A 23992-nucleotide genomic window follows, 5' to 3' on the forward strand; every position below is an offset into this window, starting at 1 on the left:
GCCAACGGTTCCTGATGAGAGCGTGAACAAAACCGCCACGATCGGCGGACCGGACCGCGAGAGCGGGTCGGCGGGCTTCCTGCGGTCGCCCGGCGGATCCACGGGCGAGGGCGTCAGGGCCGGGCGGTCCGCTCCACCAAGGCCGCCGCCACGTCGCGGAGTTTGCGGTTGGCGTCCTGGGACGCCTTGGCGAGGATGCCGAACGCCTCCTCGGCGGTGCACCGGCGCTGGCTCATGATGATGCCCTTGGCCTGCTCGATGACGGCACGGCTCGCCAGCGCGGCCTCCAGTTGCCGTGCCACGGTGGCGGTCGTGTCGTACAGGTGGGCGTTGGCGAGGGAGATCGCCGCATGCCCGGCGAAGGTCTCGGCCAGCACCACCGAGTCGGTGTCGAAGACCCGGGCCGCGGTGGCGTAGACGTTGAGGGCACCGGTCACCGTGTCCTCGATGGGCAGTCCCACGCAGAGTGCGCTGTGCACGCCGACCGAGCCGGCGTGGTCCTGCCAGCCGGGCCAGCGCACCTCGGCGCGGACGTCGTCGACGATGAGCGTGCTGCGGTCGCGGGCGGCCTGCAGGCAGGGGCCGCAGTCGTTCTCGTACTGCCACTTGTCGATCCAGAGCGCCGCGTCACCGGTGCACGCCACGGTCCGCGGGCCGGCGGCGCGGATCAGCGTCACCGACACCTCGCAGGATCCCGGCACGGCCCGTTTCGCGAGGGCCGCCACCTGGTCGAGAACACCGTCGAGGTCGGTGCCGGCCAGACTGATCCGGCCCAGCTCGTGCAGCGCGGCGACGGTGTCGGCCGGGTCGGTCGTCATGAGACCGAGTCTTCTCCACCGCGCCCACCCGTGCTGTCACTTCCCCGACGGCGCACGCTCCCGGGATGCCGCCGGTGTCCGGTGGACGGAGGTTCTTCGGTATCATCGGCGTCCTGCGGCCGGAGTCGTCTCCCGACTCCCGGCCGACCGGCGTCAAGCAGCGGCGCGGGTCCGGGGCTCGTTCCCCGGGCAGCCTCACCGATCACCGAACGCGACCCGCCGACGCGGTTCGCGGACCGCTGCGGGGACTTCCTGACGTTGATGGCGCACGACCTGACCGACTCCGGCACGGAGATCGGCCGCATCTTCGCGGAACTCGGCTCGATCCGGCTGGGCGAGACCGACCTGGACGGTGTCCTGCACCGGGTCGCCGACCTCGCCCGGCGGACGTTGCCGGGCGCCGCCCAGGTGACGATCACGATGGTTCGCGGTGGCGACGCCCGGTCGGCGGCGTCCACCGCGGAGGCCGTGCTGCGCCTCGACGAGCAGCAGTACGCCCGGGGTGCTGGTCCGTCGCTGGCGGCGGCCGCCGGCCGGTCCACCGTCGCGGTGCCGGACACCGCCGGCGACGACGGTTTCGACGACGACGGCGTGCACCTGACGCAGACCTTCGTCCGGTACGCCGCGGTCGCCCTCGCCAACGCCCACCTCTACGACAGCACGGCGTCCCGGGCCCAGCACATGCGGGCCGCGATGGAGAGCCGAGCCGTCATCGAGCAGGCCAAGGGGATCATCATGGGCGAGCGCCGGTGCACGGCCGAGGAGGCGTTCGGCATCCTCACCAAGGTCTCCCAGGACAGCAACCGCAAGCTGCGTGACGTCGCGGCCGCCCTCGTCGGGCGGACCCAGCGCGCACCCTGATCCCGGCCGGCGTGGGCGCCTGATCGAAACGGGGGCGGTTCAGGCGCTCACGTCGAGCCGGCCACCGCCGCCGTGCTGGGCGAGGTGGCGCAGCGCCGGTTCCAGGTAGCCGCTTATCGGGTTGCGGCCGCCCACCTGCTCGTACCGGCGGGCCAGGTCCTTGAGGTAGGCGGGTGTCACCTCCTGGCCGGGTGCGAGCCGTCCGGCGGCGCGGTCGGCGGCGATCGCGGTGGCGAGCGAGTTGATCCAGCCGGCGTTCACCTCGCCCGGTGCGATCCGCTGGCCGGTGGCCTGGAGGATCAGCTCCCGGTCCCGGTCGGTGAGCGAGGCGGCGTCCTCGCGGGTGTGCGGGTGACGGTCCCGCACCGGCCGGGCGGGCACCGCCGGTGGCATCGGCTGGCTGCGGTTCAACCGGGATATGGACATGTCGGCTCCGACTGGAGGTGAGCGGTCTTCCTCCTCCTGATCGGTCCGTCCCGGTCCGGCCTGAGGAGAAACCGCCGGAGCGTATCCGCAGCTCAGACGGGTATTCCTGACCCATGACCAGTTGGAGTACTCAGGAACGGATCGACATCGGCGGTGTACTGCTGGACGGCGACCTCATGCTCCCGGAACACCCGGCCGGACTGATCCTCTTCGCGCACGGCAGCGGCAGCTCCCGGCACAGCCCGCGCAATCAGATCGTGGCGACCGAACTGCACGAGTACGGGTTCGCCACCCTCCTGCCCGATCTGCTGACGCCGGAGGAGGAGCTGGCCGACGCCCGGACCGGGCATCTGCGCTTCGACATCGGCCTGCTCGCCGACCGGCTGATCGGGTTGATCGACTGGGTGCGTGACCATCCGCCGACGGCTGCGCTGCCGATCGGGTTGTTCGGCGCGAGCACCGGCGGGGGAGCGGCCCTGGTCGCGGCGGCGGCCCGGCCCGAGGCGGTACGCGCGGTCGTGTCCCGCGGCGGCCGCCCCGACCTGGCCGGTCCCGCGCTGATCGAGGTGCGCGCGCCCACGATGCTGCTGGTCGGCGAGCACGACACGGAGGTGCTCGACCTCAACGAGCAGGCCCGCAACAGCATGCGCATCACCGCCGAGCTGCGGGTGATCGCCGGCGCGTCGCACCTGTTCTCCGAGCCGGGCGCTCTGGACCAGGTCTCGGAGGAGGCGGCCGGGTTCTTCGAGATGCACGTGGCCACGGCGGTCTCCCAGTGATCTTCGCGGACCGCCGGGCGGCCGGTGCCGCGCTCGCCGGGCGGGTCGCCGATCTCGGCCTGGCCGGCGCCCTGGTGCTGGGTCTGCCCCGGGGCGGCGTGCCGGTCGCCGAGCGGGTCGCCACCCGGATCGGCGCCGGCCTGGACATCGTGGTGGCCCGCAAGATCGGGTCGCCGGGGCGCCCGGAGTTCGGCCTGGGCGCGATCGCCGAGGACGGCCCGCCGGTCTTCGACCCGGTCAACCTGCGTTCTGCCGGTGTCACGGAGGCCGAGCTGGCGCCGGTCGTGGCGGCGGAACGGGCGGAGCTGCGCCGCCGGATCCGGGATTACCGCGGTGACCGCCCGGCGCCGCAGGTCGGCGGCCGGGAGGTGGTGCTCGTCGACGACGGGCTGGCGACAGGTGTGACGGCCCGGGCCGCGATCGCCTGGTTGCGCGGGCACGGTGCGGCCCGTGTGGTTCTCGCGGTGCCGGTCTGCTCGCCGGCAGCCCGGGACGCCTTGGCGGCGGTGGCCGAGGTGGTCTGCGTGTCGGCGCCGGAGCGGTTCACCGCGGTCGGGCAGTGGTACGAGGATTTCGCCCAGCTCACCGACGCCGACGTGACGACGGTGCTGTCAGAATTCATCAGGTGTTGAATTGACCTCGGCGGAGGCCTACCGTCGACAGGCATGGATACCGCTGTCGAGGTCAGGGACCTCGTGATCAGGCGAGGCAGGCGGACCGTGCTCGACGGGTTCGCCTGCGCCGTGCTGCGGGGCAGTGTCACCGGCCTGCTCGGGCCGAGCGGCAGCGGCAAGACCACGCTGATGCGCGCGATCGTCGGCGTGCAGGTGGTCGCCGCCGGCACCGTGACCGTGCTCGGGCACCCGGCCGGCTCGCCCCGGCTGCGCCACAAGGTCGGTTACGTGACGCAGGCACCGAGCGTCTACGCCGACCTGACCGTCCGGGAGAACGCGCGCTACTTCGCCGGGCTGTACCGGCTGGGGGCGAGCGCCGCCGACCGGGCGATCGAGACGGTCGGCCTGACCGGTCACGCCGGGCAGCTCGTCGCGAACCTCTCCGGCGGCCAGCGCAGCCGGGCTTCGCTGGCCTGTGCGATCGTCGGCCGGCCCGAGGTGCTGGTGCTCGACGAGCCGACCGTCGGGCAGGACCCGCTGCTGCGCGACGAGCTCTGGGCGCACTTCCGCCGCCTCGCCGCCGAGGGCGCCACCGTGCTCGTCTCCAGTCACGTGATGGACGAGGCCGGCCGCTGCGACCGGCTGCTGCTCGTCCGCGAGGGTGTGCTGATCGCCGACGACACCCCGGCCGCCGTGCGGGCCGCCGCCGGCACCGATGACCTCGACCAGGCGTTCCTCCGGCTCATCCGCGGCCGGGTGGCGGCATGATCGCGGAGGTGGCGGCATGATCCTGGTGGGCACGATCCGGCGGATCCTGAGCCAGCTGCGGCACGACCCGCGCACCATCGCGCTGATCGTCGTGGTGCCCACGCTGCTCATCACACTGATCTACTTCATGTACGAGGGGCGCCCCGGCGCGTTCGACCGGATCGCCCTGTCCATGCTGGGCGTCTTCCCGTTCACGGTGATGTTCCTGATCACCAGCATCGCGATGCTCCGGGAGCGCACCAGCGGCACCCTGGAACGGCTCTTCACCACCCCGGTCGGCAAGCTGGACCTGCTGTTCGGCTACGGGGTGGCGTTCGGGCTGGCCGCGGCGGTGCAGGCGGGCGTCGCGGCCGCGGTGGCCTACACGTTGCTCGGGCTGACGACCGCGGGCAGCGCCGGCCTGGTGGTGCTGATCTCGGTCTCCAACGCCGTGCTCGGGGTCGCGCTCGGCCTGCTGTGCAGCGCGTTCGCGCGGACCGAGTTCCAGGCCGTGCAGTTCATGCCGGTCGTCGTGGCGCCGCAACTGCTGCTCTGCGGGCTCTTCGTGCGGCGCGACGAGATGGCCGGCTGGTTGCAGGCGATCAGCAACGTGCTGCCGATGTCGTACTCGGTGGAGGCGCTGACCGAGGTGGGCGCGCACGCCGACGCGACAGCCACCATGTGGCGTGATCTGATCGTGGTGCTCGGCGCGGTCGTGGTGGCCCTCGTCCTCGGTGCGGCGACCCTGCGCCGGCGGACCGTCTGACACCTTCTCGTGAGGGGTGCGGGCGCGAGGGCGTACGCGATGGGGGTGTGCAGGAGTGCGACGGACCGGACGCCGTCCCGGCAACCCGGACACCCGCGAGGCGATCCTCGGCGCCGCGCGCGCCGCGTTCGCCGAGAAGGGGTTCGACGGCGCCTCGATCCGCGGCATCGCGGCCGGGGCCGGTGTCGACCCGGCGCTGGTGCACCACTATTTCGGCACCAAGGACAAGCTCTTCCTGGCGAGCATGAACGCGCCGATGAACCCGCTCGAACTGATCGCCGAGGCGGCGGCGGGGGAGCGCACCGAGATCGGTGAGCGGTTCGTCCGGCTCTTCCTGGAGATCTGGGACGGCCCGGCGGGCGCGGCCGGTGTGGCGCTGCTGCGTTCGGTGGCCGGCAACGAGTGGACCACCCGGCTGTTCCGGGAGTTCATCCTCACCCAGATCCTGCGGCGCGCGGTGCCCCGGCTGGGCCTGGACCCGGCGGAGGGCGCGCTGCGCGTGACGTTCGCGGCCAGCCAGATGGTGGGGATGGCGATGGCCCGTTACGTGGTGAAGGTGGAACCGCTGGCGTCCGCGCCGCCCGAGGTGGTGGTGGCCGCGATCGGCCCGGCCGTGCAGCGGTACCTGACCGGTGACCTTCCCGGGGTGTTTCCGCCGGGCTGAGAAGGGGCACTCGCCCGGAATGCGCCTGCTGTTCGTCCCGTTGTGCCTGGTCGCGCTCGTGGGGTGCGCCCCCGCCGACGATCCGGCCGCCGCGGAAACGGCGTCCGCCTTCCTGCGGGCGGTCGCCGACCGGGACGGCGCGGCCGCCTGCGACGCCCTCGCTCCGGCGGTCCGCGACAAGATGGGCGAGACCTGCGCGGAGGACATCCTGAACGCATCGCTGCCGGCGCCGTCGCCGGTGACCGACACCCAGGTGTACGGGCAACGCGCGCTCGTCCGGCTCGGCACCGAATCGGTGTTCCTCGGCATGTTCCCCGGTGGCTGGCGGGTCGTCGCGGCCGGTTGCACAGCGCGCGGTGACCGCCCCTACGACTGCGCCGTCACGGACTGAGGTGACGATGAGATTCCAGTTCTGGCTGCTTCTGTTCGTGGTTCTGGGCGGGCTCGCCTACCTCGTGACGCTGGGGGTGCTGCACCGGTGAAGAGGTTCCTCCGGGAGAACTCGCTCGGCCTGGTCTTCGGACTGCTGTTCCTCGTCGTGCTCGTCGGCCAGGCTTTCGCCGGTCACGCCGACTACAACCAGCAGCAGCTGGCGGCCGGGATGGAGCCCGTCCCGATGGGCCGCTACCTCACGTCGGCCAGCTTCGCGGTCGACGTCGCGGAGAACTGGCAGAGCGAGTACCTCCAGTTCTTCCTCTATATCTTTCTGACCGTCTGGCTCGTGCAGAAGGGCTCGCCCGAGTCGAAGGAGCTGGGCAGCGAGGGCCGCGGCTCCGACAAGGAGCAGAAGGTGGGCGCGTTCGCCACGGACGCCTCGCCGCGCTGGGCGCGCCTCGGTGGCCTGCGGGGCACCCTCTTCGCGAACTCGCTGGGCCTGGTCATGGGTACGCTCTTCCTGCTCTCCTGGCTGACCCAGTCGATCGCCGGGGTGGCCGCGTTCAACGAGGAGCAGTTGCGTGACCTCCAGGAGCCGGTCACCTGGGCGCGGTACCTCACCGAACCGGACTTCTGGAACCGGACGCTGCAGAACTGGCAGTCCGAGCTGCTGGCCGTCGCCTCGATGGTGATCCTCTCGATCTACCTGCGGCAACGTGGCTCACCGGAGTCGAAGCCGGTGGGCAGTGCCCACGACGCTACCGGGGTGGAGGGCTGATCCTCAGCGATTCCCGGGTTCCTGCCGATCTTTGAGGGTGTCAGCGTCCCGCCGTCGGAAGGTGCACCGTTGTCGCGTTGGAGGCGCCTGCCCCGCCGGTGGAAGTTCCTGATCTCGTTGCTCACCGTGCTGGCGCTCGTCGCCGGGCCGGTCGCCGTCACCACGGGGTTCCTCGCCTACCGGTTCAACGACCTGGTGGGACGCGACGACGTGCTCGGCGAGGCGGCGGCGCTGCCGGCCATCACGGAGAAGCCGGAGTACACCTCCTGGCTCCGGCGGTCGTCGTCCTCCGCGCCCCCGGTCGTGCCCGGCGCCGCCGCGGCCGCGGCCCGTAACGTCCTCGTGCTCGGGGTCGACACGCGCAAGGGCTGGACCGCGGGGCAGTCCCGCAGCGACACCATCATGCTGGTGCACGTCGACGGGACCGGCTCGGCCGCCTCGGTGGTCTCGATCCCGCGCGACTCGTACGTCTTCGTCCCGCCCGTCGCCGGTCGCTGGGCCGGCGGCAAGACAAAGATCAATTCCGCGTACGCCTGGGGCGGCGCCCCGCTTGTCGTGCAGGTGGTGAGCCACCTGACCGGTCTGCGGATCGATCACGTGGTGCGCGTCGACTTCGCCGGCATCCGCACAATCACCGACGTGGTGGGCGGTGTCGACGTCACGGTGGCGCGCACGGTGCACGACAAGCGGACCGGGGTGACCTTCCGGGCCGGGAAGCACCACCTGGACGGGCGGCTGGCCGAGGTCTACGTCCGCCAGCGGTACGGCCTGCCCAACGGCGACTTCGACCGGGTCAAGAGGCAGCAGCAGTACCTGCGGGCGCTGGCCCGCAAGGTGACGTCGCTGGGCATCCTCACCAACCCGATCAGGATGGACGCGTTCGTCTCCGCGATCGCCGGCTCCCTGGTGGTCGACTCGGGCATGAACCTGGTCGGCATGTTCCGCGACCTGTCCGGGCTGCGCCCCGACGACCTGTCGTTCACCACGCTGCCGTCCGACGGTTTCGTGCGCAGCCCCGCGGGCACCGCCAACCGCCTCGACCCGGAGGCGTGCGCCGACCTCTTCGCGGCCCTGCACACCGACACGATGGAGAGCTACTTCGTGTCCCGCCCGGCCTTCGACGGCACGACCGGCGCCTGACCCCGATCCCGCCCGGCTCCAGGCGCGGGGTTTCGGCCCGCTCAGTTCCTCGGCCCGCTGGAGGTCCCCAGCCCGCTCAGTTCCCGAGTCCGCTCAGGTATCGCTCGATGCCGGTGCGCAACGACTCCGGCACGTCGACGAACTCCAGGCCGATCTCGGCGGCGCCGTCGCGGGGCAGCCGCCGGGCCACCCGGGCCTCGGCCACGCCGCGCAGGCCGTCGAGGACCAGCTCCGCGCGGACCGGGTCGCCGACCGCCAGCGGTGCCGGGCCCGGCACCGTGCAGCCCAGCCCGTCCGCGCTCAGGTCGACCAGCTCGGCGCCGACCGGCTCGGGCCGGGCCGGCAGGGTGAGGCGGACCGTCCCCCGCACCGGTATCCGGTCGTGCCGCCGCCGCTCCAGCCGCTCGGCGACGTCCGACAGATCGCCGATCTGCGCCATCGTGGCGTCCACGCTGCGGTGCAGCAGCACCACGATGTCGTTCTGCTGGTCCGCGATCCCGCCGAGCTGACGCATCGCCTCCTCGATCTCGCCGACGTCCCGGATGATCGCGTTGAGGGTCTCGCCCATCTGCGCCACGTCCGCCTCGAGCGCCGCGATCGTGCTGGTGATCTGCTCGGTGGAGTCGGCGGTCGTGTCCGCCAGCCCTTTCACCTCGTCGGCCACCACCGCGAACCCGCTGCCCGCCGTGCCGGCCCGGACCGCCTCGATCGTCGCGTTCAGTGCGAGCAGCCGGGTCTGCGAGGCGATGCCGGAGATCACGCTGGCGATCCCGGCGACCTGCCGCAGGCTCGCGTTCAGAGCGGTGGCCGCCTCGTCCGCGCTGCGGGCCCGCCGCACCAGCGCTTCGGCGGCGTCGCTGGTGACGGTGACCCGCTCCTGGGTGGCGGCCGCGGCGTCCCGGGCCGCGCCGACCTGGACGACCACGTCCTCGAGCTTGCCGCCGATCACCTCGGCGGTGTCGTCGATGGCCTCCTTGGCGCGCCGCCGCAGCCGCTGGTTGAGCCGGACCTGCTCGACCTGGGCGACCTGCGCCCGCGCGTCCCGTTCGGCGCGCAGCCGCTCCAGCTCGGCGTCACGCTCCGCCAGCGCCGCGGTGAGTTCGTCGATCGTCCGCTGCGCGTCCCCGGTGGCGGTGCCGCCGGGGTGCCGGAGTCGTGCCGTCCAGCTCATGCCGCATGCGGGGCCGTCATCGGCGTCATGGCGGCCTCCCGTCCGGCACTTCGCAGGGAACTCCGACGCTACCCGCCGCAAGCGTCCTACGTATGCGGGTTGCTGACCCTGCTACCCGCCGGCCACGAGCAGCGCGTCGATCTGGGTCTGGGCCTCCCGCATGCCCTCCTCCATGCCCATCGCCGCCATCCGTTCCAGCTGTTCCGCGCTGGTGAACGTGGAGACCGTGGTCATCCGGGTCCGGCCGCCGGCCGTCTCCAGGGTGACGACGCCGTGCGTGGCGTCCTTCGGGTCGACCGGTTCCGCGTTCTCGTCGGCGAACCCGTCGTCGAACTCCAGCCGGTGCGGCGCCTCGACCGCGGTGATCGTCCACCAGCCCCGGGCCTTCTCGCCGTCCGGGCCGGTCATGTAGTAGCGGACCTGCCCGCCGGGCTCGAACTCGAACCGCTCGAAGGTGGCCGGCCAGGTCGGCGGCCCCCACCAGCGCTCCAGCCGGCGCGGGTCCGCCCAGACCTGCCAGACCCGTTCCACGCTCGCCTCGAACTCGGCGACGAACGTCATCGTGAGTGTGTCCACGTCCTTGTGCGAACTGACAACCGGCATGACCGGTCTCCTTTCACTCCTGGTCCAGGATGTCGGCGATCCGGTCGGCGCGGTGCCGCCAGATCTCCTCGTACGCATCAAGCAGGAGAGCCACCCGGCGCAGCGCCGTGACCTCTCCGTGCACGATCTGTTCCCGTCCGCGCCGGACCTTGCTGATCAGGGCCGCGCGTTCCAGCACCGCGACGTGTTTCTGCACCGCGGCGAAGCTCATCGGGTAGTGCTGGGCCAGCTCCGAGACGGACTTCCCGGAGCGGATCACCTTGGTCAGGATGTCGCGCCGCGTCGCGTCGGCGAGCGCGTGGAAGACGCGGTCCGCTTCCGTCCCGGCGAGTCCACCTACAACCATGTGGTTGTACGTTAGTCGCCCACCGCCCGCCCGGCAACCCCTCCGGTAGCAGAGTGGTAGCGCGGGTGAAAGTTCTCTGCTGTCCGGCCCGGTGCCGCCGATCAAGGGGATCCACAGCTGATCGAGCCGACACAGGAGTCGTCATGAGCATGAGCATCGGTACCTCGACCCCGCCGACCACCCGGGACACCCACGCCGCGTGGTTGCGCCGCCGGGAGGACGACCGGCCGGTCAGCTGGCGGCACGACGGCCACGAGGGCGCGATCGGCGCGGGCGCCCGCCGCGAGCCGCTGAACTCCCTGCAGGCCGCCCTCGCCTGAACGGCGCCGGACCCGGGGACCGCTACGCCGGGTCCGGCCGGACCGACACGTCCACCGGGCCCACACGCAGCACCCCGTCGTTGAGCGGGACGCAGCGGATCCCGCCCCGGCGGCGCAACGCCCGCCAGGCGCCGGGTCCGATCGTCACGTCCATCCAGGCGCACGGGTTGGCCGGCCGCCGCACCCGCAGCCGGACCGGCCCGTCGCCCGAGTCCAGGGTGAGCACCGAACCCACCAGGTCGTCCACGGCGATGCCGGTGACCAGGATGTTCCGGCGAACCTGAGCCAGGCCGACCCCCGGCGTCAGCGACTCCCGCGCGATCACCGTGACGCTCGCGTCCCGGTGCGCCGGGTGATTGAAGTACCGGTCGCCGACGATGCCCAGGCCGGCCCGGATGTGGATCTCGCCGGTCAGCTCACCCGCCGGGGCGGGTGCCGGCCCGTCTGACGGCCGGCCCTCGAAACGGTGCACGGGAGAGGCGAGCAGTTCGACGATCTCCGGCATGGCCGGGAGTGTAGGTGTCAGCGCAACGTGGACAGCGCCTCGGCGAGCGCGTCGGTGGCGTCCTTCACGTCCACCTCGCACGACTGCAGCGGCCCGCCGGTCTCGGTCAGCCGGGCCGCCTTCGCGCCGCCGGCGTAGAACGGGGCGAACCCCAGGTCCCGGATGATCCGGCAGGCGGTCTCCCGGGCGTCCCGCTCGTCGGTGCAGACGAACTCGGCCATCAGGGGATCGTGCCCGCGCCGCCGGCTCAGCACATCGGTCGGGATGGTGTTGAACGCCTTGACCCAGTGCGCGCCGGGCGCCCACTCGATGAGCGTCTCCAGATTGCTCTTGCCACCGGCGTGGGCGAACATCCGGTCACCGGCCTCGCCGGCCGGTCCGGTCAGCGCGGCCGCCATCAGCGGCGTGCTCTTGGTGCTGGCACCGGTGAGGAAGCTGCCGGTGAAGGCGCCGGCGAACGCGCCGGCCGGCGGGCTCGGCACCTCGTCGGCCGGGTTGGTGGCGTCGATGACGACCTTGCCCGCGAGGGCACTGCGGGTCTGGTCGACGGCCTCCTTCGCCGACGACCAGTTGGGCGCGAAGAGCACCACCTCGCCGAAGGACGCGGCCTGGTGGATCGACATGACCCGCAGTCTCCCGTTCATCCGGTCCAGCCGCTCGCGCAGTTGTTCCGGGTGACGTGAGGTGACCGCCACGTCGTGCCCGCTCTCGGCGCACCACGTGGCGAGAGTGCCGCCGAGCCGACCTGCCCCAATGACACCGATACGCATGACCTCAGGGTGCCTGCCGGATCATCCGTCCGAGCGCTGTTTCGGCAAATCACCGGGTTCCGGCCGGTCCCCGTACAGCATCCGCAGTTCCACCGTGACCAGGTCGCCGACCAGGCGGTCGGAGATCTCACCCGGACCGGCGAAGGTCGCCGTCCGCAGGTCGTCGATCATGCCGGCGAGCACCGCCGGCTCCGGCCCGCCGGGTGCGAGCCCGGCAGCCCGGTCCCGCTCGATGCGCGCGGCCAGCCGCGACACGTGCGCGTCACGCAGGCCGGCGCGCCACGCGGCGATCGGCGGGCAGCCGGGCGCGGCGGCCAGGGCACCGGCGAGCAGGCGGCCGTGGCTGCGCCACAGCTCGGCGAGGCCGGTCAGCGAGCGGCGCAGTGCGTCCTCGTCCGGCCCGGTGCCGTCCAGCCACGGCCCGGAGCCGGCCATCAGCTCGCCGGTGAGGCCGTGCAGCAGAGCGACCACCACGGCCAGCTTCGAGTCGAAGTAGAAGTAGAAGCTCGACCGGGAGATCTCCGCGCCGGCCGCCAGCTCGTCGATGGTGATCTCGGCGAGCGGCTTGCGGGCCAGCAGCTCCCGTGCGGTCGCCAGGATCGCCTGCTCACGCCGGTCGCCCTTGCTGGGGCCACGGCGCCTTCCCGGTTGACTCATGCGATCACAGTAACGCGGTTAACAGCGAGGAGTCGACACGGAGTCGACTTTCTCGACATACTGTCGAGAAGCCACGACAGCCCGTACCCAAGGAGCTTCTTCGATGAAAGAGATCCGCCTCGCGTCCCGTCCCGCCGGCTGGCCCACCGCCGAGAACTTCGAGTTCGCCGAGCTCGAGACGCCCACGCCCGGCGACGGCCAGGTGCTGATCCGCAACATCTACATGTCCGTCGACCCGTACATGCGGGGCCGGATGAACGACACCAAGTCCTACATCGCGCCCTTCGAGGTCGGCGCGCCCCTGGACGGTGCCGCGATCGGCGAGGTGGTCGCCTCCAACGCCGCGAAGATCCCGGTGGGCGCGGTGGTCGCGCACGGTCTGGGCTGGCGGGAGTACGCGGTGGCGGACGCGAACCGGGTGCGCGTCGTGGACCCGGCCGCCGCGCCGACCCTCTCCGCGTACCTCGGGCTGCTCGGCATGACCGGCCTCACGGCGTATGTCGGCCTGCTCGACATCGCGCAGTTCCGCGAGGGCGACACCGTCTTCGTCTCCGGTGCGGCCGGTGCGGTGGGCAGCGTGGTCGGCCAGATCGCCAAGCTGCGCGGCGCGAAGCGCGTGATCGGCAGCGCCGGCTCCGCGGAGAAGGTCCGCCACCTCGTCGACGACCTCGGTTTCGACGCGGCGTTCAACTACAAGGACGCCCCGGTGCGTGAGCAGCTGCGCGCCGCCGCGCCGGACGGCATCGACGTCTACTTCGACAACGTCGGCGCCGACCACCTGGAGGCCGCGATCGGCTCGCTGAACAAGTTCGGCCGGGTCGCGCTCTGCGGTGCGATCGCGCAGTACAACGACGTCAACCCGCCGGCCGCGCCGCGCAACCTGGCGCTCGCCGTCGGCAAGGAGCTCAACCTGCGCGGCTTCATCGTCGGCAACCACAACCACCGGATGCCCGACTTCCTCGCCGAGGTCGGCGGCTGGCTGCGCGAGGGCCGCATCTCCGCGCGGGAGACCGTCGTCGAGGGCCTGGAGAACGCGCCGGAGGCCTTCCTCGGCGTCATGCGCGGCGAGAACACCGGCAAGATGGTGGTCAAGGTGGGCGACGAGCCTACTGTCCGTTCCTGACCATTGCGGTACGGGTCTCCGAGTCCCGCTCGCAGCGGGACTCGGAATCACTCTGCGTAACGAATCCCGGTTTGCCGGATCCTGAACGGTGATTCGGTCGCTGGGCGCGTTTGATCGGGATACGGAACGTACGGATGATCGCCCTCACCCGTTAGGCGGAGGTCACTGACGGAAAGCAGACACTAGCGTTCCCGTGTGGCGAATCGGTTCCAACTCTGGGGACAAGCAGGCTGGGCAAGTGCCGAGGTGGTCGGCGAGACGCACTACGCCAAGGCGATACGTGCGCTCTTCGGCCCCGACTTCGACCCCCAGGGCACCGACATAACCGTCCCGCTGCAGCTCATACCGGACCGCAACAACCGCCACGACCGGAACGCGGTCGGCGTCCGGTCCGGTGCCGCCCTGCTCGGTCACCTGCCGCGCCCCGAGGCCGCCCGGTACGTCAAGGTGCTCACCTCGCTCACCGAGCGTGGCCTGCTGCCCGAGGTGAACGCCCAGATCCACGGCCGAGAGTGGGGCGAGTACGACGGCCGTCCCCCCGCCTTCGTCGGCACCATCCGTCTCGACCTCGCCGAACCGCACATGCTGGTCCCGGCGAACGACCCGCCGGCCCAGGACCACCGGCTGCTGCCCTCCGGCTCGGCCGTGCAGGTCAACAACCAGCAGCAGTTCCTCGAGGCGCTGCGCCCGCTGCTGCGCCCCGAGGGCGAGTGCTGGGCCTACGCGACCCTGCACGAGATGGCCGACCACCTCGTCGAGGTCCGGCTCGGTGACGCCCGGGTCGGCGACCTCAGCCCGAAGATGAGCGGCGAACTGCTGCCCACCCTCCGGCACCTCTCCGAGCAGGGCCTGCTGACCGCGGCCCGGGCCGTGGTGAAGGGCAACGCCGGCGAGACAAGCGTGATGCTCTACATCGCCCGGGTCCAGGACCTGCCGGAAGCCTGGCAGGGCCGCCAGCCCGCGGCAGCCCCGGTCTCGCCGTCCCCCTCCGGCCGGGCCGCGGCCGGCACCCCGGGTGCGACCTCCACGGGACCGGCCACACCCGCCGTGCCGCCCGGCCCGGCCGGAGGGATCACCCCGAGCTGGACGCAGCCCGGCGAACCCGCCCAGGCCCCGGCCGCGCCCGCGTGGGCGCAGCAGGGGGAGCCGGGCCAGGTTCCGGCGGCGCCTGCATGGGCGCAGCAGGGGGATTCGGGCCAGGTTCCGGCCGCGCCCGCCTGGAGCCAGCAGGGGGATTCGGGCCAGGGACCGGCCGCGCCCGCGTGGGCGCAGCAGGGGGAGCAGGCTCAGGTTCCGGCCGCGCCCGCCTGGACGCAGCAGGGGGAGCCCGGCACGGCTCCGGCCTGGACCTCGCCCGGTGAAGCGTCCCCGGGCCAGACCCCGGGGTCGGAGCCGGTGCCGAGCTGGGCCACCCGCGACGACACCCCGCCGAGCTGGGCGCAGCCGTCCGGCGAGACGTGGGCCACCGCCGGCCGGTCCGCCGGCCTGCGCCTGGGCATCGCCAGCGACGCGGGTCTCGGCCGCGGCCTGATCGCCGACTCCGCCCAGTCCCGGCCCGCCACTCCCGACCCCGGCCAATCCCGGCCCTCGCCCGCCGAGTCCCGCGGCTTCTCGCCCGATCCCGGCCAGTCCCGGGGCCTCCCGGCCGACGCCGCGCAGTCCCAGGGCCTCCCGGCCGACACCGGCCAGTCCCGCGGTTTCCCGGGTGACGCGGGCCAGTCCCGGGGCTTCCCGGCCGGGTCCGCGCCGTCCCGAGGCCTTCCGGTCGATGCCGCTCAGTCACGCGGGGCGGTTGCTGATCCTGCCCAGTCACGCGGCGCAGCTGCCGAGGCCGCCCAAGCTCGTGGGCCCGTGTCCGATTCTGGTCAGGCCCGCCCCGACGTCACCTTCACGCGCGACACCTCGGGCCGCGGCGACACCTCGGGCCGTGACACCTCCAGCCGTGACACCTTCAGCCGTGACACTTCTAGCCGCGACACCTCAGCTCGCGACACGTTCGCCCGGGATCCCGAGCCCAGCCGGGGCTCCCTGCCGGTGCGCCCGGCCGGCGGCGAACTCCCCTCCGCGACACCGAGCTGGGCCACCGCCGAGTCGGTACCGAGCTGGATCGCACCGAGCGAGCCCACTCCCAGCTGGGCCGCACCGGGCGAGCCGACTCCGAGCTGGGCCGCACCGGGCGAGCCGACTCCGAGCTGGGCCGCACCGGGAGAGTCCATCCCGAGAGAGTCCATCCCGGGCGGTGCCGTGCCCGGCGAGCGGTCCTCGAGCCGACCGGCGTCGGGCGAGCCGTCCCCGGGCGGGTCCGCCCCGAACGAGCCGGCCCCGGGCTGGGCCGCTCCCGGCGAGTCGGTGCCGAGCTGGGCGGCCCAGGCCGGGCCCGTCCCGAGCTGGGCAACCCCCGGGGAGCCGGTGCCGAGCTGGGCCACCCCGAACGAGCCGGTACCCAGCTGGGTTGCCGCCGGCGAATCGGCACCCACCCTGGCCGAACCCGGCAACGCCGTGCCGAGCTGGGCCGCACCGAACACCGCCGTCCCGGCCTGGGCCTCCCCGGACTCGTCGGCCCTGCCCACGCTTCCTTCCACCGGTTCCCTGCCGGGCAGCACATCCCCGCGCCTCGACCCGCCCGCATCCCCGCGCCTCGACCCGCCCGCATCCCCGCGCCTCGACCCGCTCGCATCCCCGCGCCTCGACCCGCACGCGGACCCGGCGACCGGATCGCCCGCTGAAGCCGGAGCCACCCGTCCGGCCACCGCAGGCTCGGCCCAGGTTTCCGCGCCGCCCGCGGCCAGGTCGTCCGGTCCCCTGGGGGCACCGGGGTCGCCGCTGTCCGCGATGCCTGCCTCGGCGCCACCCGCGCCCGGCGGCGACAGCACCCCGGCGGAGGCGTTCCCGCACCCGGCGAGCCCCACCGGCGACCACGACGGCATCGCCGAGACCACGGTGATCCCCGCCCTGGCCGCCGTCGTGGCAGGCAACGCCGACCGTCTCCCGGGCGCCACCACGACCACGGCGCTGAACTCCCGCCCCTCCGCCGCCGCGGTCTCCGCCCCACCGGCCGCGCAGACTTCAGCCCAGCCCGCCGATCAGTCCTCGGGCCAGCCCGCCACGTCGCTCCTCACCCAGCCGGCCGGGCCGTTGTCCGCTCAGCGCGCCGACCAGTCCTCGGACCAGCCCGCCGCGTCGCTCCTCACCCGGCCGGTCGGGCCGATGCCCGCTCAGCCCGGGCCGATCCCCGGCCAGCCCTCCGCCGCGCCGATCTCCGCCCAGCCCGCCGCGCCGGGCACCATGACCGCTGCCGCACCGGTCTCCGCACAGCCCGAACCGAACCCACACCCGCCAATCCCGGGCGCACCCACCGGCATCAAGTTCGCGGTGCCGCCGGGCTGGCCGGTGCCCCCGGAGGGCTGGTACCCGCCCGAGGGGTGGCGCCCCGATCCCGGCTGGCCGCTCGCCCCCACCGGCTGGCAGTGGTGGGTGCCCACCTGGGACTGACCGCATGCTCGCCTTCATGGGCGCCCGCCCAAGGCTGGCCCGGGTCCGACCCAGGCCAGGTCCGGCCCCACGCCTGGTCCAGCCCTGAAACGGGTCCAGCCTCAGATCGAGGGCCCGGCCCAGCTCGAAGCCCGGCCCAGCCCAGGGCCGAGTCCTGCTCAGTCTGCACAAGGTCGCACAAACTCTGGCTGTCACCCACGGCTGTCAGAGGGAGATCCTCACGACCGCCAGTGACAGCTCGCCGACCCTGGCTGTCAGTCATGGCTGCTGGGGAGGGCTCCTCACGACCGTCAGTGACAGCCGGCCGACCTCCGCTGTCAGTCACGGCTGCGGGAGAGCGCTCCCCGCAACCACCAGTGACAGCCGGCCACCCCGGCTGTCGGTCATGGCTGCTGGGGAGCGCTCCTCACGACCGTCAGTGACAGCCGGTCGACTCGGGCTGTCAGCCATGGCTGCTGCGGAGGGCTCCTCACAACCACCAGTGACAGCCGGCCGACTTCTGGCTGTCACTGGTGGCCCACAGAACGCTTGAGAACCACCAGTAGACAGCCGATAGGCCCTGGCTGTCAGTCATGGCTGCTGGGAAGGGCTCCTCACGACCGCCAGTAACAGCCGGCCACCCCGGGTGTCAGTCACGGCTGCGGGGGAGCGCTCCCGGTAACCGCCAGTGACAGCCGGCCACCTCGGCTGTCAGTCACGGTTGCGGGGGAGCGCTCCCCGCAACCGTCAGTGACAGCCGGCCGACTCGGGCTGTCAGCTATGGCTGCGGGGGAGCGCTCCCCCGCAGCCACCAGTGACAGCCAAAGACCGTGCAACGGTGTCGGCCACCGGAAGGTTTGGGGGGATAAGGCCTGCGCCACGCCCGACGTGTACGACTAGCCGGAAATGAGTGGAATGTGGGCTTTCGAATCTTGGTGAGCACGTCCCGGCCATGGTTGAACAGGCCGAATTCGATCGCTGGAAGTCCGGAACGTCGGATTAACCCGGAAAAGACCCACGGTGACCCACCTTCGCTTGCTGGAATGGGCGAATGCGGTGGGATGATGCTGACGGGTTGACCGGCCGGCCGGATGCGCGCGTCCGCGGAGTTCTGGAGTCCTGGCGTGCCGGCCTGCTCGACTTCAGCGACGGCAATCCCCTGATCGACGTGGACCCGGCCGGGCCGGGTGTGGTGGCGATCGTCAGCCCGACGCCGCGCACCATCATCGAGGCGCTGCAGCAGGGGCGGGAGTGCGGGTTCCTCGGGATCGAGGAGCAGGCCGAGGGGCCGCGCCCGCGGGCCGCCAACGTGTTCCAGACCGAGATGATCGACGCGGACATGGACGCGACGCTGCACGCGCTGCGCCGGACCGCTCGCCGCGACCAGTACGAGCAGGGCATCTCCGCGCTCTACCTGGCGCTCGGCTCGCTGCACTGGGAGGACGGCGGCCAGCGGTTCACCAGCCCGATTCTGCTGCTGCCGGTGGAGCTCGGCACGCCGGACCCGCTGGACTACCCGCGGTTGCGGGCCCGCCCGGACGACCCGATCGTGAACCCGGCCCTGGCGGTACGGCTCCGCGCGTACGGCGTCGAACTCCCCGTGGTGGACAGTCTCACCGGGCTGGACCTGACCGTGTTCTGGGCCCGCCTGGACGCCGCGATCAGTGAGCACCCGGACTGGCACTCCGACGAGGCGGTGCTGCTGTCCCGCTTCGACGTGCAGCGCGAGGTCATGTACACCGACCTGGTCGAGAACGAGCGGCAGATCCTGGCGCACCCGGTGGTCCGCGCCCTGGCCACCGACCCGCTGGCCCAGCCGGACGCGTTGCGCTTCGACCCGGTGCCGGTGCGCCGCATCGACGAGCTGGCCGCCCCGGACGACGTACCGCTGGTGCTGGACGCCGACGCGGCGCAGCGTTCCGCGATCGCCGCCGCGGTGGCCGGCCGCACGTTCGTGCTGCGCGGCGCGCCCGGCACCGGGAAGACGCAGACCGTCGCCAACATGATCGCCTGCCTGATCCACGCCGGGAAGCGGGTGCTGCTGGTCTCCGAGAAGGCGGCCGCGCTGGACGGCGTCAAGGAGCGGCTGGGCCGGGTGGGGCTCGACGACTACCTGCTGGAGCTGCACAGCGACCGGATCGGCCGGCAGCAGGTGGCGGCGACCCTCGCGGCGGCGCTCGACTTCATCCCGCTGCCGCCGCCGAGCCTCTCCACCGACGAGCGTGAGGAGCTGCGCCGGCACCGGATCAGGCTGAACGCGTACGCCGAGGCCATGAATGAGGTCCGCGAGCCGCTCGGGCACCGGTTGCACGACGTGCTGGGCATGTGCGCGCAGATGACGGACCTGCCGGCCGGGCCGGTGCCGGCGACGCTGCCGGTACCCCTGACCACGCAGTCGTTGCAGCGTGTCCGGGACGCCGCGGCGGCGCTCGGCCGTGCCTGGCGGCCCGTGTCGGAGGGCGACGAGTTCCTCTGGCGGGACGTGATCGACCGGACCCGTCTGGACGCCCGGCTGCACCAGGCGCAGGTCGCGCTGGAGCACCTCGCCGAGGCGGTCGCCGGTGACCGCCTCGCGGCGGTGTTCGAGGCGCACGCGCTCGCCGACGCGATCACCTTGACCACCCTGGTCGGCCACGCCACCCGCCGGCCCGCCGAGGTGCCCGACGAGTGGCTGACCCTGGAAAGCCTGGAACCCGTCGCCAAGGCGGCGGAGAGCCTGGTCAGCCACCTGCGGGCGCTGCATCACGCGGAGGAGGTGGTACGCACCAAGGCCGGCGTGACCTGGTCGGCGCTCCCGATGCCGGCGAAGCTGCCGGTGGTGCCGAACCTGGTGCACCTGAACCCGCCGGCGGTGGAGATGCTGCCGCTGACCGCCGCACAGGCGCGGGGTCTGGCCCGCCGGTTCGCCGAGGAGGCCGACCGCCTGGAGCAGCACCAGCACAGCCTGGACCGGGTCACCGCCCGGCTGGGCCTGCCCAACGTGGTGGCGTTCACCGACATCGGCCGGGTCGCCGCGATCGTGGAACTGCTGAACCGGCCGCACAAGCCGGAACCGGGCTGGTTCGACACGACCGGGATGGCGGCGGCACGGGCCGCAGCGCGGGTGCTGCAGCGTGCCGTCGACGTGGTGAAGGCGGCCGAGGCCCGGGCCCGGGAGCACTTCAACGACTCGGCGCTGGTGGAGCCGGTGGACGAGCTGGCCGAGCGGTTCGCCAACCAGCACAAGGGGATGCGCAAGCTGCGGGCGCCGTACCGGCGGGACAAGCGGGTGGCCGCCGGCATCGCGCGGGCCGACGTGAAGCGCTCGGAGGCGGTGGCGAACCTGGCCGCCGCGGCCGCCTGGAAACGGTCGATCACGGAGCTGCAGCAGGCCGAGCACGAGTACGCGCGGGCGCTCGGCAGTCACTGGCGGCACCTGGACACCGACTTCGACGCGATCACGGAGGCGCTGAGGACGGCCGAGGAGGCGTTGCGGATCACCCCGCCGGCGGCGCTGCCGGGCGTGATCGAGCGGGTCTGCGCGCCGAGCCCGAACAGCGCGATCATCCGGATCGTCACGGAGGCCCGCAAGGAGTTCGACAGGTGGACGGCGGGGCTGCGTCCGCCGCCGGAGCCGGCGCCACGGCCGCAGCTGGCGTCCGGGCCGATCCACGACGCGGTCACCTGGCTGCGGGCGCACGTGGAGCCGCTCACCGCCGCCGCCGATCTGGTGCAGGCGTACGGCGTGGCGGCCGGGCGCGACTTCACCCTCGCCGAGGCGGCCTCGATCGGCCTGCTCCGGGAGACCGCCGCGGATGCCGCGGGCGCGCTGTCGGCGAACGCGAGCGAGTACGCCGACGTGCTGGGACCGGTCTACCGCGGCACCCAGACCGATGTGGAGGCGCTTGCCAAGGCGATGTCCTGGGCGTCCGAGGCCCGCCGGGTCCGGGCCGGCGCGGACGTGCCGTTCACCCGGGAGCAGGCCGAGGCGCTGGCCCAGGTGCGCCCGACGGACGCCTTGCCGTCCCGGGTCGCCGAGTGGCAGGCCGCCCGTGACTGGATCCTGCGGGCGTTCGCGCCGCGCCGGCATCCGTCGCTGACCGCAACCCTCGACGACTACGAGCACGCCCGGGAGCTGATCGCCGCGCTGCTCGCGGACAGCCGCGGCCAGCAGGAGTGGTTCGACCACCAGGCGGCCCGGGCGGTGCTGAGCGAGCACGGCCTGGACCAGGTGGTGGACTTCTGCGCGCACGAGAAGCTGGCGGTGGATCAGTTGCTGCCGGTGATGGGCCGGGCGCTCTTCCAGTCCTGGGCCGACATGATCATCCGGGAGGACGAGCGGCTGCCCCCGCTCGACGCGGCCTCCCGGGACCGGCTGATCCACGAGTTCCGGCTCTGGGACACGCTGCTGGAGCGGGGTGCGGTCGCGGACGTGATGAACGCGATCGACGCGATGCAGCCGTCCGGCACCGCGGTCGCCGAGGCGGCGGTGCTGCGGGCCGCGGCCGCGCAGCAGGGCCGCCGCCCACCGGTGCGCGACCTGCTCGGCGAGACCCGGCACGCCACCCTCGCGGTGAAGCCGTGCACGCTGACCATCCCGGCGGACGTGAGCCGGCTGCTCCCGTCCGACCTCTTCTTCGATGTCGTGATCGTCGACGAGGCGTCCCGGGTGCCGGTGGCCGACGCGATCACCTGCGCCTACCGGGCCAGCTCGATGATCGTGGTGGGGGACGACCGGCAGCTCGGCGCGGCGCCGCTGCCCGGCGGTGACGGGCAGTCCATCCTGGGGCTGGCCATCCATTGCGGCGCCTTCCCGGTGCTCGACCTGACCACCCACTACCGCAGCCGGCACGAGTCGCTCATCGCCTTCGCGAACCACAGCTTCTACGCGGGACGGCTCAACACCTTCCCGGCGGCCGGGCCTGCGGGGCCCGATGCGGGCGTGCAGCTGTACGCGGTGGACGGCGACACCTCCCTCGCCGAGGAGGTCGCCAGCCGCGTGGCGCATCACCTGGTCACCCGGCCGGATCGGACGCTCGGCGTGGTCGCCTGCACCACGGCCCTGCGCTGGGAGATCGAGGCCGCGCTCGCCGACATGGTGGGTTCGCCGGACTCCGACCGGCTGCGCGGCTTCTTCGTCAAGGACCTGGACTCGGTGCAGGGCGACGAGCGCGACGTGGTGATCCTGGCGATCGGCACCGACCTGGGCGGGCTCGACGGCCCGGACGGGTGGCGCCGGCTCAACGTCGCGTCGACCCGGGCCGCCCGCCGGCTCGAGGTGGTGTCCGCGGTGCGCGAACGGGACCTGACCGGCACCGAGAGCTCGCGGCACCTGGCCGCCTACCTGGACTACGCGGCACGCGGCGAGGACGCCCTGGAGATCCCGGACCCGGCGGCCGAGACACAGATGCCGTTCGAGGACTCGGTCCGCGAGGTGATCGCCTCGTGGGGCTATCACGTGCGGACCAGGGTCGGCACCGGTGCCTTCCGGATCGACCTGGCCGTCCGCCTCTCGCACCGGCGCAACTCCCCGTACGTCCTCGGCATCGAGTGCGACGGCACCACGTACGATTCCGCGCCCGCCGCCCGGGACCGGGACCGGCTGCGTGAGCAGGTCCTGCAGGGGCTGGGCTGGCGGCTGCACCGGATCTGGGGCACCGCCTGGTACCTGGACCGGGAGCACGAGGAGCAGCGGCTCCGGATCGCGATCGAGGAGGCCTTGGCCGGGTACCCCGCCGAGGTGGCGCCGGAGCTGACGGTCGAGGAGAGCCCGGTGCCGGCGCCGGCGGGCGCGTTCACCGAGTCGTTCGCGGAGACGGACATCGAGGAGGAGGTCTTCGCGGGGGCGTTCACCCAGGTCTTCGCGGAGCCGGAGCTCTACGCGGAGCCGGAGCCCGTCGCGGAACCCGAGTCCGTCGCGGAGCCCGAGCCGGTCGCGGAGCCCGAGCCGGTCGCCGGGTTCGACGAGGTCACCGTCGAACTCACCGCCGAGGACCTGGCGCAGGCCTTCCAGTACGAGCACCCGATCGGCCCCGAACCCGTGCCCGAGCAGTACCTGGTGGACGAGGCCGGTGCCTACCTGGCCGGTGTCGACGACCTGGAGCGGCAGATCGCCGACGCCGGGATCGTCCGGCCGGTGGCCGAGGGCGTGCCGGCGGAGTGGCCGGCCGCACCGGCGATGTCCGGGGTGGAGCTCGACGCCGACCTGGAACCGCCGTTCGAGGCCGAGGAGCACCACACCGTGGTCCCGGCGATCTTCGAGCACCTGCACCGCGCCGAGATCAACCCGGCCGACATGCACCCGATCCCCGCGCACCAGCAGCCCGCCGAGCCGGAGCAGCCGGTCGCGGTCGAGGAGCCGGCAGCGGAGGAGTTCGAGGAAGCAGCCCCGGCGGAAGTGGAGCTGCCGGTCGCCGCGAACCTCAGCGATCAGTGGACCCAGCCGTACCACAAGGCCCATCTCGAAGCCCTCCCCGCCGGCGCCGGACTCACCGACCCGGAGACCCACCCGGTCCTTCTGGAAGCCGTCCGGCAGCTGGCCCTCGTGGAGGGGCCGGTGCACATCGCGACAGTGCTCCAGCGGATGCGCGAGGAGTGGGGACTGACCCGGATCACCAAGCAGGCCCGCGCGGCCGTCGAGGAGGCGATCGTGGAGGCCGGCCTGACCTGGGACGGCACCTTCCTCAGCGACCCCGAGCACCCGGTGCCGGCGGTCCGGTTCCGGGCCGAGGACGTGGCGCGCAAGGCCGACCAGGTCGCCGACTCCGAGTTGCGGGTGGCGATGGAACACCTGGTCCACGACGGCGGGGTGCTGACCGTCGACGAGCTGCTGGCCGCCACCGGGCGGCTCTACGGCTGGTCGGCGCGCCGGTCCACCGAGGTGGACGCCCGGCTCACCGCGCTGATCGCCGACCTGGTCGACGAGGGTCACCTGATGCACCAGGCGGACGGCCTGGCCACCGCGCACGGCCTGCCCGACGTGCTGTCGCTGCCCCGGCACGACGCGGCGGTGGCGAAGAAGGCGGCCCGGCCCCGTCGGTCAGCGGCCAGCCGGAAGTGAGACGGCCGCCATCACAGCG

The 23992-nt window shown here is 73.0% G+C and carries 21 protein-coding genes; 13 read left to right on the forward strand and 8 right to left on the reverse strand.

The genetic code is table 11. The features are described 5' to 3' along the window. Positions 1–113: 113 nt before the first annotated feature. A complete protein-coding gene (locus tag LPA41_RS23315) occupies positions 114–818 on the reverse strand; it encodes a GAF and ANTAR domain-containing protein (protein ID WP_229072882.1) in 705 nt (234 codons plus the stop codon). 261 nt (positions 819–1079) lie between these two features. Here LPA41_RS23315 and LPA41_RS23320 point away from each other — a divergent pair, with 261 nt between their 5' ends. Beyond that, a complete protein-coding gene (locus tag LPA41_RS23320; RefSeq protein WP_229072883.1) occupies positions 1080–1679 on the forward strand; it encodes an ANTAR domain-containing protein in 600 nt (199 codons plus the stop codon). 39 nt (positions 1680–1718) lie between these two features. On the opposite strand, the gene LPA41_RS23325 is transcribed toward LPA41_RS23320, so the two are convergent. Beyond that, complete coding sequence (locus tag LPA41_RS23325; RefSeq protein WP_229072884.1) at positions 1719–2105, reverse strand: hypothetical protein; 387 nt, start codon at positions 2103–2105, stop codon at positions 1719–1721. A 113-nt stretch (positions 2106–2218) separates the two neighbouring features. Between LPA41_RS23325 and LPA41_RS23330 the strand changes: the two genes are divergently transcribed. The 8 genes from LPA41_RS23330 (at position 2219) to LPA41_RS23365 (ending at position 7968) form a co-directional block, all read left to right on the forward strand. Next, a complete protein-coding gene (locus LPA41_RS23330) occupies positions 2219–2884 on the forward strand; it encodes a dienelactone hydrolase family protein (RefSeq protein WP_229072885.1) in 666 nt (221 codons plus the stop codon). After that, positions 2881–3516 (forward strand): phosphoribosyltransferase, encoded by a 636-nt coding sequence (locus tag LPA41_RS23335; RefSeq protein WP_229072886.1) that lies wholly within the window; start codon positions 2881–2883, stop codon positions 3514–3516. The genes LPA41_RS23330 and LPA41_RS23335 overlap by 4 nt, the downstream gene beginning before the upstream one ends. A 33-nt stretch (positions 3517–3549) precedes the next feature. After that, positions 3550–4266 (forward strand): ABC transporter ATP-binding protein, encoded by a 717-nt coding sequence (locus LPA41_RS23340; RefSeq protein WP_229072887.1) that lies wholly within the window; start codon positions 3550–3552, stop codon positions 4264–4266. 16 nt (positions 4267–4282) lie between these two features. Next, positions 4283–5011 carry an ABC transporter permease gene (locus tag LPA41_RS23345; protein ID WP_229072888.1) on the forward strand — a complete coding sequence of 243 codons (729 nt, stop codon included), beginning with the start codon at positions 4283–4285 and terminating at the stop codon, positions 5009–5011. Between the two features lie 55 nt (positions 5012–5066). Beyond that, positions 5067–5675 carry a TetR family transcriptional regulator gene (locus LPA41_RS23350; protein WP_229072889.1) on the forward strand — a complete coding sequence of 203 codons (609 nt, stop codon included), beginning with the start codon at positions 5067–5069 and terminating at the stop codon, positions 5673–5675. Between the two features lie 19 nt (positions 5676–5694). Then, entirely contained in the window at positions 5695–6066 is a 372-nt protein-coding gene (locus LPA41_RS23355; RefSeq protein ID WP_229072890.1) for a hypothetical protein, read from the forward strand. A gap of 87 nt (positions 6067–6153) precedes the next feature. Next, positions 6154–6828: a DUF6766 family protein gene (locus LPA41_RS23360; protein ID WP_229072891.1), complete on the forward strand. Its 675-nt coding sequence runs from the start codon at positions 6154–6156 to the stop codon at positions 6826–6828. A gap of 69 nt (positions 6829–6897) precedes the next feature. Beyond that, on the forward strand, positions 6898–7968 hold the full coding sequence (locus LPA41_RS23365) for an LCP family protein (RefSeq protein WP_229072892.1): 1071 nt from the start codon (positions 6898–6900) through the stop codon (positions 7966–7968). Between the two features lie 76 nt (positions 7969–8044). Here the strand turns inward: LPA41_RS23365 and LPA41_RS23370 are convergent, their stop codons facing one another. From LPA41_RS23370 to LPA41_RS23380, 3 genes are all read right to left on the reverse strand, one after another. Next, complete coding sequence (locus LPA41_RS23370) at positions 8045–9139, reverse strand: methyl-accepting chemotaxis protein (protein ID WP_229072893.1); 1095 nt, start codon at positions 9137–9139, stop codon at positions 8045–8047. A gap of 111 nt (positions 9140–9250) precedes the next feature. Next, the gene (locus LPA41_RS23375; protein WP_229072894.1) at positions 9251–9742 is read right to left on the reverse strand and encodes an SRPBCC domain-containing protein; all 492 of its coding nucleotides are present in this window, start codon (positions 9740–9742) and stop codon (positions 9251–9253) included. 13 nt (positions 9743–9755) lie between these two features. After that, positions 9756–10088 carry an ArsR family transcriptional regulator gene (locus tag LPA41_RS23380; RefSeq protein WP_229072895.1) on the reverse strand — a complete coding sequence of 111 codons (333 nt, stop codon included), beginning with the start codon at positions 10086–10088 and terminating at the stop codon, positions 9756–9758. A gap of 143 nt (positions 10089–10231) precedes the next feature. Between LPA41_RS23380 and LPA41_RS23385 the strand changes: the two genes are divergently transcribed. Then, on the forward strand, positions 10232–10408 hold the full coding sequence (locus LPA41_RS23385) for a hypothetical protein (RefSeq protein WP_229072896.1): 177 nt from the start codon (positions 10232–10234) through the stop codon (positions 10406–10408). Positions 10409–10430: 22 nt separating this feature from the next. On the opposite strand, the gene LPA41_RS23390 is transcribed toward LPA41_RS23385, so the two are convergent. The 3 genes from LPA41_RS23390 to LPA41_RS23400 are packed head-to-tail and all read right to left on the reverse strand — an operon-like array spanning position 10431 to position 12340. After that, complete coding sequence (locus tag LPA41_RS23390; RefSeq protein WP_229072897.1) at positions 10431–10913, reverse strand: molybdenum cofactor biosysynthesis protein; 483 nt, start codon at positions 10911–10913, stop codon at positions 10431–10433. Between the two features lie 17 nt (positions 10914–10930). Next, positions 10931–11683: an NADPH-dependent F420 reductase gene (locus tag LPA41_RS23395; RefSeq protein WP_229072898.1), complete on the reverse strand. Its 753-nt coding sequence runs from the start codon at positions 11681–11683 to the stop codon at positions 10931–10933. A gap of 21 nt (positions 11684–11704) precedes the next feature. After that, positions 11705–12340: a TetR/AcrR family transcriptional regulator gene (locus tag LPA41_RS23400; protein ID WP_229072899.1), complete on the reverse strand. Its 636-nt coding sequence runs from the start codon at positions 12338–12340 to the stop codon at positions 11705–11707. Positions 12341–12443: 103 nt separating this feature from the next. Here LPA41_RS23400 and LPA41_RS23405 point away from each other — a divergent pair, with 103 nt between their 5' ends. The 3 genes from LPA41_RS23405 (at position 12444) to LPA41_RS23415 (ending at position 23973) form a co-directional block, all read left to right on the forward strand. Beyond that, positions 12444–13463 (forward strand): NADP-dependent oxidoreductase, encoded by a 1020-nt coding sequence (locus LPA41_RS23405; protein ID WP_229072900.1) that lies wholly within the window; start codon positions 12444–12446, stop codon positions 13461–13463. Between the two features lie 195 nt (positions 13464–13658). Beyond that, positions 13659–16955 carry a hypothetical protein gene (locus LPA41_RS23410; protein WP_229072901.1) on the forward strand — a complete coding sequence of 1099 codons (3297 nt, stop codon included), beginning with the start codon at positions 13659–13661 and terminating at the stop codon, positions 16953–16955. 1030 nt (positions 16956–17985) lie between these two features. Beyond that, entirely contained in the window at positions 17986–23973 is a 5988-nt protein-coding gene (locus LPA41_RS23415) for a DUF3320 domain-containing protein (RefSeq protein ID WP_229072902.1), read from the forward strand. Positions 23974–23992: the final 19 nt, after the last annotated feature.

Origin of the sequence: Actinoplanes sp. DH11 (assembly GCF_020873875.1) — a bacterium.
Classification (GTDB): Bacteria; Actinomycetota; Actinomycetes; order Mycobacteriales; family Micromonosporaceae; genus Actinoplanes.